The 9,981-nt window shown below is 33.2% G+C and carries 12 protein-coding genes; 4 read left to right on the forward strand and 8 right to left on the reverse strand.

Annotation, left to right across the window (positions count from 1 at the left end; all coding sequences use genetic code 11):
• Positions 1-72: 72 nt before the first annotated feature.
• Positions 73-1,095 carry a hypothetical protein gene (locus JR053_RS04195; RefSeq protein ID WP_416603640.1) on the reverse strand — a complete coding sequence of 341 codons (1,023 nt, stop codon included), beginning with the start codon at positions 1,093-1,095 and terminating at the stop codon, positions 73-75.
• Positions 1,096-1,320: 225 nt separating this feature from the next.
• On the opposite strand from JR053_RS04195, the gene secA reads away from it, so the two are divergent.
• Positions 1,321-3,972, forward strand: coding sequence for a preprotein translocase subunit SecA (secA, locus tag JR053_RS04200; protein ID WP_010405317.1), 2,652 nt, complete (start codon positions 1,321-1,323; stop codon positions 3,970-3,972).
• A gap of 130 nt (positions 3,973-4,102) precedes the next feature.
• On the opposite strand, the gene JR053_RS04205 is transcribed toward secA, so the two are convergent.
• The 5 genes from JR053_RS04205 to dprA form a co-directional block, all read right to left on the reverse strand.
• Positions 4,103-4,411 (reverse strand): transposase, encoded by a 309-nt coding sequence (locus JR053_RS04205; protein ID WP_416603643.1) that lies wholly within the window; start codon positions 4,409-4,411, stop codon positions 4,103-4,105.
• 105 nt (positions 4,412-4,516) lie between these two features.
• Complete coding sequence (locus JR053_RS04210; protein WP_010405311.1) at positions 4,517-4,675, reverse strand: hypothetical protein; 159 nt, start codon at positions 4,673-4,675, stop codon at positions 4,517-4,519.
• 10 nt (positions 4,676-4,685) lie between these two features.
• Positions 4,686-4,883: an IS630 transposase-related protein gene (locus tag JR053_RS04215; protein WP_416603645.1), complete on the reverse strand. Its 198-nt coding sequence runs from the start codon at positions 4,881-4,883 to the stop codon at positions 4,686-4,688.
• Positions 4,884-5,042: 159 nt separating this feature from the next.
• Positions 5,043-5,183 carry a hypothetical protein gene (locus JR053_RS04220; protein ID WP_010405218.1) on the reverse strand — a complete coding sequence of 47 codons (141 nt, stop codon included), beginning with the start codon at positions 5,181-5,183 and terminating at the stop codon, positions 5,043-5,045.
• Positions 5,184-5,437: 254 nt separating this feature from the next.
• Positions 5,438-6,514, reverse strand: a complete 1,077-nt coding sequence (gene dprA / locus JR053_RS04225) for a DNA-processing protein DprA (RefSeq protein WP_010405215.1) — start codon at positions 6,512-6,514, stop codon at positions 5,438-5,440.
• A 61-nt stretch (positions 6,515-6,575) separates the two neighbouring features.
• Here dprA and JR053_RS04230 point away from each other — a divergent pair, with 61 nt between their 5' ends.
• A complete protein-coding gene (locus tag JR053_RS04230; protein WP_010405211.1) occupies positions 6,576-6,950 on the forward strand; it encodes a ferredoxin family protein in 375 nt (124 codons plus the stop codon).
• Positions 6,951-6,982: 32 nt separating this feature from the next.
• On the opposite strand, the gene JR053_RS04235 is transcribed toward JR053_RS04230, so the two are convergent.
• Both JR053_RS04235 and JR053_RS04240 read right to left on the reverse strand, forming a co-directional pair.
• Entirely contained in the window at positions 6,983-7,243 is a 261-nt protein-coding gene (locus JR053_RS04235) for a hypothetical protein (protein ID WP_416603648.1), read from the reverse strand.
• Positions 7,244-7,409: 166 nt separating this feature from the next.
• Entirely contained in the window at positions 7,410-7,637 is a 228-nt protein-coding gene (locus JR053_RS04240) for a hypothetical protein (protein WP_416603650.1), read from the reverse strand.
• 449 nt (positions 7,638-8,086) lie between these two features.
• Between JR053_RS04240 and JR053_RS04245 the strand changes: the two genes are divergently transcribed.
• Positions 8,087-9,040, forward strand: coding sequence for a D-alanine--D-alanine ligase (locus tag JR053_RS04245; protein WP_039833309.1), 954 nt, complete (start codon positions 8,087-8,089; stop codon positions 9,038-9,040).
• Positions 9,021-9,779, forward strand: coding sequence for a cell division protein FtsQ/DivIB (locus tag JR053_RS04250; protein WP_010401947.1), 759 nt, complete (start codon positions 9,021-9,023; stop codon positions 9,777-9,779). The genes JR053_RS04245 and JR053_RS04250 overlap by 20 nt, the downstream gene beginning before the upstream one ends.
• Positions 9,780-9,981: the final 202 nt, after the last annotated feature.

Consider the following 9,981-nt stretch of genomic DNA (forward strand, 5'->3'; position numbering starts at 1 on the left):
CTTACTTTGTTTGCTTGTCAGATCAAGTCTAAACTATTACATATAATTTTGCTTATTCTCTTTATACCTTCACTACAACAACTTATTTTGCTGTATTGGATTAGATGGTTGAATATAACCTAAACTACTGTAACACGATTCTTCGTATGAAGGTAGTAGTTCCTCAAGCGGTGCTGAAGGTTGTACTTTTTCATAATTGTCAGAAGGAAAATTGTCTAATTCTTTATTATTAGTTGCCTTATCCATACATTTTATTGGTTGCTCTATATAGTCTTGTATTTCTTTTGTAAAACTATGATTTAGATAACAACTTGTTAAGTAAGCTACACCTGCTACTGTTAGTGCTAATGCTACAAAAACTAAAGGTGAAGCTCCTATACACCTAAAAACCTTTACTTTATACATACTCATATGAGCAGGTGGGTCAATGGTTGTTGCAAAAAAAATAAAAAAACCAAGTGAAAAAAATATTAACACGCAAATTCCACCCAATGAACAAGATCCTAACGCTACTTCTTTTAATGATTCTTCGTTTTTCTTTTTATTATTAAGGCTTCGATACATTTTATTAACGTTAGTATTGCTAATATAATCTTCTAGTTCTTTTAAAATTTGAGTCTTTAACTCTTCAATCTCATTATCTATTAACGAATAGTATTTTTTATACCGCTGCTTCAATTGAACGTCTAATACTGATTTACCACCATTGAGAAGATTTAAAATGTCTTTTTTGCATAACTCAATCTCCTGAGAAATTTTAGAATCGTTTTGTCCTTTTATATCTTGATCCACTTTATCCTGTAGTTTTTGACCAAAATCTTTAAATACAGTTCTGCAAGAAAGGTATTTTAATATAATAGGTAAAGCTAGCTCATTTCCCTTACTAAGCAAAGATAAAAGCTTCAAAGCGAAAGAATTAGGTACTGCCTCTCTTGGTAGAATTAAGGTGAAATCTTCCAATACTTGGCAAACTAATTTTATTGAAGAATCTTTAAACCCTTTTGTACCAAATTTTAATGAAGCAAAAAATTCTTCTAATTCTTCAAAAGGACAACTATTTTCCTCTAATTTTACTTTTATAATATTGCTTAACATTGTAACTCCACTAACCGTTTTATACATGTAGCTTAACACTATTTTAATAATTTATTAAGAAAGTTTAATTATTAATTATAATATTTAATAAAATAAATAGACTCTTTTACATTTCATCTGCAAGAATCTTTTCCTTAGTTTGTAAATAAAGATTTTCTGAATCTAATTGCCGCAGGTTACGTTTAGTAATATAATCTCATATTAAATAAAACTTTACCTAAGTTTATGCCAGACTCTACGTTAGTTTTAACAACTATTCTTATATTCTTCATCTTTACGTTGTCACTTTTTTTTATAAAAAGGATATTTGGATCAACGAACAAGAAGATAATAAAATCCTTCAGAAAAATTGCTCAGCAGATTAATGCGCTAGAGCAAGAAATGCAGAGCTTATCTGATGAGGATCTTGCTAGTAAAACTGCGGAATTAAAACAAGAACTGAAAAATGGAAAAACACTAAATGACCTTCTCGTACCTGCATTTGCGGTTGTACGAGAAGCATCACGAAGATTCCTTAACATGAGGCATTTCGACGTTCAGCTAATTGGTGGCATGGTTCTCCATAATGGCATGATATCAGAAATGAAAACAGGAGAAGGAAAGACACTCGTCGCAACTTTAGCCGCATATCTAAATTCTTTAGAAGGAAAAGGTGTGCACGTCGTAACTGTTAACGACTATCTTGCAAAACGAGATACAGAGTGGATGAGTAAATTATATAATTCTCTTGGAGTTTCTGTTGCATTTATTACAAATAATTTGACAGACGACGAGAGAAAAAAGGCTTATAGCGCAGATATCGTATACTCAACAAATAATGAACTTGCCTTTGATTATCTACGAGATAATATGAAATTTTCTCAAGAAGATATGGTTCAGAGAGGCTTCAATTATGCAATAGTAGACGAAGTAGACTCCATACTGATTGATGAAGCGCGTACTCCGCTCATTATTTCTGGCCCACTTGAGGAAAATAATCAGATATATAAGCATATCAATAAAATAGTAATCAAATTAGTTGATTCTGACTATGAAGTCGATGAAAAGAGTAGAGCAGTGTTCCTCACTGAAAATGGCATTTCACGAGTGGAGGAATTACTAAAATCGTATAACCTCATTCCTGAAAATTCCTCGCTCTATGATACTAGCAATATTATACTGACTCATTATATAGATCAAGCACTTCGTGCACATAAGCTGTTTACTGCTGATAAAGATTATATAGTGAAAAACGGTAAGGTGGTAATTATTGATGAGTTTACTGGGCGCATGATGGAAGGTAGGAGATATTCTGATGGTCTTCACCAGGCACTGGAGGCAAAGGAGAATCTTGAAATTCAGCATGAAAGTCAAACTTTAGCATCAGTCACATTTCAGAACTACTTTCGTATGTACAACAAACTTTCTGGTATGACAGGAACAGCAGCAACAGAGGCAGAAGAATTTCGTGATATATATAGATTAAATGTAGTAAAAATTCCAACTAATGTGCCTGTTAAAAGAATAGATGTTGATGATGAAATTTATGGCACAGAAAAAGAAAAATTTAGTGCTGTATTGAAGTTTATAGCGGAATGTCACAAACGCCTTCAACCAGTGCTTGTTGGCACTGTGAGTATTGAAAATTCTGAAAAACTTTCCGATCTTTTGAAAAGCCATTCTCTTAAGCATTCAGTATTGAATGCTCGTTATCATGAACAAGAAGCGTATATAATAGCGCAAGCTGGAATACCAGGCAGCATTACTATAGCAACAAACATGGCAGGACGTGGAACTGATATTCAGCTTGGTGGAAATGTTGAAATGATTGCAAAAATAGAGCTCGAGAAAATAAAAAATGCTGATGAAAGAGAAAAAAAATATCAAGAAATAGTCAAAAGAGTAAAAAAAGATAAGGAAATTGCTATAAAAGCTGGTGGCTTATGTGTTATTGGAACCGAAAGGCATGAAAGCAGGAGAATAGATGATCAATTACGTGGACGTTCTGGCCGCCAAGGTGACCCTGGACTTTCTAAGTTCTTTCTATCACTTGAAGATGATTTAATGAGGATATTTGGTTCTGATAGAATGAGGAATTTTTTGCAAAAAGTGGGACTAAAGAACAACGAGGCTATTCATCATCCATGGATTAATAAAGCACTTGAAAAAGCACAGAAGAAAGTTGAAGTTAGAAATTATGATGTGCGGAAGTCTTTGCTAAAGTTTGATGATGTAATCAACAATCAACGTAAAGTTATTTTTAAGCAGAGAAATCATATTTTAAACAATGAAATCAATGATTTAGTTGAAGTATATAGTGAAGTAAATGAGGATATAATAGAAGGTATAGTACAAAGTGGTTATTACGAAGATTATGTTGAAGATATTGCAAAAGAATTCCACATAAGATACGGGATAACGCTTAATCTAGAAGAGTTTTTGAATAAACAAGAAGCCTTGGATTATATAAATGACAAGATACAAGAATTTTTTACTGAGAAAGAAAAATATTTCAATAGTCAACAAACTACAGATTTGTGGAATACGATAGTGAAACAAGTGATGATCATGACACTTGATCATTTATGGAGGGAGCACCTTTCGGTCTTAGAGAGCCTAAGACAAAGCATAAATTTGCGTGCCATGGGGCAAAAAGACCCACTGAATGAATTTAAACGCGAAGCTTTCTTAATGTTTGAGTCGATGCTTGAAAAGTGGGGGGAGCTTACCATTCACCGCCTAGCGCACTTTAAGTTGCTAGACAATCAAGAAATAGGCAATAGGTCACGCTCTACTAAAAATAGCAGACTTCCAAAAGTTTCAAGAAATGACAAGTGCCCTTGTAACTCTGGAAAAAAATACAAACACTGTCACGGTGCAGTTGCCGTAGTGAATTAGTTGTTGCAAGCACATTATAGCTGCTATAGCTAACCGAAGTAAGATTTGCCCGAGCACTAAAAAACAAAATCAATAGCCGAATTAATATTGGGCCAAAAGGTTTGTAGAGCCTTTCTTATGGCGTGCTTGATCAGAACTTCTCAATCGGATTTAAATCTGGCGAGTATGGAGGCAAGAACAAAATTTTACACCCAATATTTTCTATCAAATTTTTCGTCCCTGCAGATTTATAAAAGCTCGCATTGTCGAGAACAATAGTCTGTCCAGGTTTAAATACAGGAACAAGTACATTTTCTACATAAGCATCAAAAATCTCCCTGTTGCAGTAGCCATCAATTATCCATGATGCTTTAACTTTTCCTTCATTCAGTGCTCCAATTATGCTTACCCTCTTTCTTTTAAACCCTGGGCAAATAACCTCTTGCCTCTTTGAGACCACCCATATTCATAAAATTCATTGTCCTCTATTCCAGACTCATCTATGTATATCAAGTTTCCTTTATTTATTTCTTCTACTTTTTTTATGAACTCTTTGCGTTTCTCTTTATCTCTTTCTCGATAAAGAAAAGTTTTTTTTATATGTATAGTTTACTTTGCTAAGGTAGTTATATACTGTGCTTCTACACATATTACCAAATTCTTCAATTATCTTTTCAATTCTAATATCCTGATTTCCATTCAGAAATTTGATAAATCTATCCATATCTTTAATCTTATGGCCATATCCTTTGTGATAGCCTGAAGATGGTTTCTGTTTCTTTTTTCTTTTTCCTCCACAAATATATTGGTTTTATGCTCACTTTGAATATTTGACTGATTTTTTTTATCGTCATTGTTTTTTTATCGACTCCTTTGAGAACACGTTCTTTCAGATCCTCACTATATGGACTTGGCATCTTCTTCTTTCTCATTACTTATTATACCATTCTAACCAATTTTGCCATATAGCTAAACCTTTCTTGGGTTAGCTATAGATGATAAAATATTTGATTCTAGTTCTTTATAGTCTACTAATCCGGTAGTTCTATTTGCTTGACTCATTTCAAACCTCCATTTTTTATATCAATTTATTACTTTTCTTTTCGGCTTGACACACTTTTTTGAACGTTCCCCACTTTTTCTATCACCTTTTCAAATTCTTCTACAGTTAAGCCTGTTATATTACGAAAATTTCTTGGGTGTTTCTTTATATTGTAGTAACTAAAGCTCATTTTTTTACCTTACTCTATCTGCTTATTCCTCTTCCATCATTTTATCATTACCTTTTGCAGCAGGTCTATTGATGCATGAGTCTGGAATCTAGGAATTCTGATTATATATTAAGTTAGTAAGTATAAAAGTTATGTAAAAATACAACGTTTTTAGTGAGATTACGGAAAGCCAGCGTCACACGCTGGAATGACATCTTTCTTGGTGGACTCAAATCATAATGTTTGTACGGTTGTGGATTTATAACTAAAGCAATCTAGAAAATTAATGATATTTTATTCCCCGGCAAACGCTCTATTTTATTTTCCGTCTCTAGTTCCAAAAGAGCCATTAGAGCTATGTTGGTAGAAAGTCCGCTTGCTAATATAAGTTCATCTATATCAACAGGTACAGAGTTAATATGATCAACTATAACAGATTTTGCCTGTTGTAATTTTTCTTGTTTTTGGTCAGCAACGGTATCAAATAGATTTTTTTGCTGAAGAGGTAAACTAAATCTCACGCTCTCTACTATATCATCAGCGGATTCAACAAGTTTAGCGCCGTTCTTAATTAAATAATTACTACCACTACAGCGTGAATCTAAAGGGAAACCAGAAACTGCAAACACCTCTCTTCCTTGATTCAAAGCAAAATCTGCTGTGATGAGAGAACCAGACTTTTTTGATGCTTCAATTACCACAACACCGAGTGAAAGGCCAGATATAATTCGGTTTCTTTGGGGAAAATACTGAGGCTTTGGTTTAGTAGCAAATGGAAGCTCGGTAATTACTAACCCGCCATTTTCAGTGATTCTTTTGTATAGATCAAAATTTTCTCTTGGGTATACTACGTCAATTCCGCTTGCTGTGACAGCAATGGTTGGGTGATTTTTGTATATTACACTGTTTGCTGCAGTATCGATCCCTCTTGCAAGTCCAGAAATTACGATGAAACCAACTTCGCTTAAATCAAGTGCCAACTTATTGGCAAAATTTCTTCCATTGATTGAAGAATTACGTCCACCGATTATTGCAATTATCTCACGGCTTAACAATGATATATCACCAAGTGTAGTTATTACAGGAGGACAACTCGGTATATTCCTTAAAATGTCAGGGTAATCTGGATCACATGCTGGTATTATTTTGGCTCCAATTTTTTCTGCATTCTTAATTTCTTCTTGTACATTTTTAATTCCATAATCCTTGTTAGCCAATTCATTAAGATACTTAAGCACTTCATCTAGTGAGCCACATGCTCTTAGTATACTAAAAAACTTTACTGGTCCCACAGTTCTAGCCAAGCTTAGCCATATTTCTAATTCTTCGTTATTTAATTTATTTATCTTCATAAAAGGCTTGAATTTCTTATCAGTTTAGTGTACCCAAGATAATGCAAATATACAGTATTTTATGACGCATTTTGTTACAGATAAATGCATAAAATGTAAATATACGGACTGTGTAGAAGTATGTCCCGTTGACTGCTTTTATGAAGGTAAAAATATGCTCGTGATTAACCCAGATGAGTGTATTGATTGTGGAGTGTGTATACCTGAATGTCCAGTAGATGCAATTGTAACTGATGATTCCATAAAAGATATTCTAGAGCTAGATGAAGGCTTACTGAACAATGAACAAAAAATCTTTAAATCATTTTACAACATAAATGTAGAATATTCGCAAAAGTGGCCAAATGTCACAGCTAAAAAGCAACCCCTAGATACAGCAGAAGAGTATAAAGAAAAAAAGGATAAAACAGCTTATTTTGACGAAAATTTAGGGTAATAGAGTACGAAAGTGGACTCACACTTTTTTGATTAAATAGACATTGAATTGTAAGCATCTATTTCATCTGCCATAGACGATAATTGTGCACTCTCAAAACGGAGATTGTTTGCAATGTCTATTAATTTCTCACTAATTTGTGAACGAAGTTCAGGCACTGGAAAGAAAGTATCACATCTAGCCTTGCACAGAGGTTTGTCTGTTTCATTGAACGCCTCTTCACAGTTTTTATGGCAAATATGAGATAGGTTGCGTGCCTGAAACGTTAATGAATTCGAGTTTTGTGTAGACATAACCATAATATACTCCTAAATTAAAAAACTAACTCCACGGTAGCATTTATGTGTTAATAAAATTGTAATATTTATATTAGCATAATTACTTTTCAGATACGTTTATTACTTTATTGAAAAGTTCAGAATAAATAGAGAGTACAAAAGAAGCCTCACATCTTTTTGGTTAAATAGACATTGAATCGTAAATGTGCGTTTCATCAGAAAATATATCAGCAGATGATATATTACTATCAATATTGTCTGGTTTAAGTTCATTGTTCAGATTCTCGAAATCTTTTTGAATTGTTTCAATTGTCTTCTTTGAGTTATAATGCGCTCCCCATAACGGTCCAGTGATTGATTTAATACAAACTTCACTTAATGAACATTGATTATTATCTTTTTCTGACATAATATTCTCCTTAATTAATATTATATTTAATATAGTATAAAAGTATTAATACTATATTAAATATGGAATCAAAAGTAAATAAAGCAATACAGGAACGTCTTACAGTTGATTCAGTGAATCTTGCACCATAGCTTTAAAGGGTTTAGAAGACTAAGAGTTGGCGATGTGTATTATACAGACACCAAAAACATGAAGTAACTATCGTTACAATAGGATATAGGGACACCATTTACGTTTGAAGGAAATATGTTTTGCAATAACCCTATTCTATAATGCAAAACCCAATGTATTACTTGCAATCTGGTGTCTGATCACAAAGGAACCAGTTTACATAAAACTACTTGCCACCTGCAAATTGCAATATCTGTACAGCTGTGGAATTTTTCAAAGCGTTTTTTCTATTGAAGATAAAAGTATCTTTTATATATGATATATAGCAAAATATTAGGGTGCTTATGGTTCCAACTATAGCAATTTTAAGTGGTGGATTTTCTTGCGAAAGAGAAATATCGCTTATGAGCGGAAAAGCAGTAAAGAAGGCGCTTGATAGCCTTTCATATAATGCAATAGAAATAGATGTTGATAGCAACATTGCTCAAAAGCTTAAAAAAACTAATCCCGCTCTTGCTTTTATTGCTCTACATGGACCTTATGGTGAAGATGGCTGTATTCAAGGTTTACTGGAGATTTTAGGTATAAAATATACACACTCAGAAGTTATGGCTTCGGCTGTTGCTATGAATAAAGTGATGTCAAAGCATATATTCCATTCTCTTAATATCGACACTCCAAGAGGTTATGTAATTAGTCGAGAAGATGTGCTAAAAAATAATATTAAAGTTGATTATCCGTACGTCTTAAAACCGATTAACGAAGGCTCAAGCATTGGAGTACACATGATTTTCTCACATGAGGATTACTTAGAGCTGAAAAATAACAGTTCTACTATAATGGAAAAGATGATCATAGAAGAATACATACCGGGTATAGAGTTACATACTGCTGTGTTGCTGAATGAAGCAATTGGCACTATGGAAATACGACCAAAAAATAAATTCTATGATTATGAAGCAAAGTATACAGATGGATTTGCAGAACATATATTTCCTGCTAAAATTCCTGACAACATATATAGAATGACCTTGGAACACGCACTAAAAGTTCATCAATTTTTAGGATGCAAAACTGTTTCCCGCTCAGACTTCCGTTATAATCCCCAAAATAACACTTTAAAAATGCTTGAGATTAATACACATCCTGGCTTTACTGAATTATCGTTAGTACCAGAAATTGCAAAATTGACAAAAGGAATTGATTTTAATGAATTAATTAAAATTATTGTCAAAGACAGTTTACACCACAAGAATATTAGAGATCAAGCCGATGTTGAACAATGTTACTAGAAGTCAAAGGAGTTTTTTGCGCAAGTGTGCTTTCATGATTATAACTGCACTTTTCCTTACACTAGTACTTTATAGTTCACTTGATAAAATAACAAATCGATTCAATTACTACTTTACTTGGTGTAACGATCGCTTATCGAGCTTATTAATTAGCAATGGATTTTCAATCGACAAAGTAACCGTTACTGGAAACAAATTTACAAATGAACAGGACATTCTAAGTTTAGTAGATAGAACACAACCTATCATGTATGTATCACTCTCAAAACTAACAGATAATATACAATCTGTAAGCGAATGGATAAAACATGTAAGAATTTATAGGATTTTACCCAACACCTTACGCATTGATGTAAATGAACACAAACCTTTTGCTCTTTGGAAAGATGATAACAGAACTTCAGTAATTGACTCTGAAGGTAAAGTAATCGTAGATGATTACCAGATAGATAACCTCGTTATAATCAAAGGACAAAATTCGTTATCAAGCCTAAAATTCATTAAAGATATACTAGAGAGGAAAACTCAATTAAGTGATCATATTTCTTCTTGTGTTTATGTAGGCAATAGAAGATGGAATATCATACTCGATAACAGTGCCACAGTAAAATTGCCTGAAGATAATCCTTATAGCGCATGGGATTATTTAAGCCACTTGCAAAATACAACCGACTTTACTTTTAGCAATTGGAGCATAATTGATATGCGTGTTGCTGATAAGATCTTTGTGAAGAAGTGATCTGCTCGGTGCTCCTTTTCATTTCATGCAAGTAGCCCTTTCTCTGTCATACGAGTAGCTTAAAACTGGAATCCAGATTGCAAGTAATTGATTGGGTTGGGTGAGTATGGATTTTGCATTATAGAAGGAAGCATTAACCATTACTAAACAAAAAGGGGAGTGTTAAATAAACTGTGTCAAACCGAGAAGTAAAGTAATAAAT

Source organism: Wolbachia endosymbiont of Nasonia vitripennis, from assembly GCF_048054115.1.
Classification (GTDB): domain Bacteria; phylum Pseudomonadota; class Alphaproteobacteria; order Rickettsiales; family Anaplasmataceae; genus Wolbachia.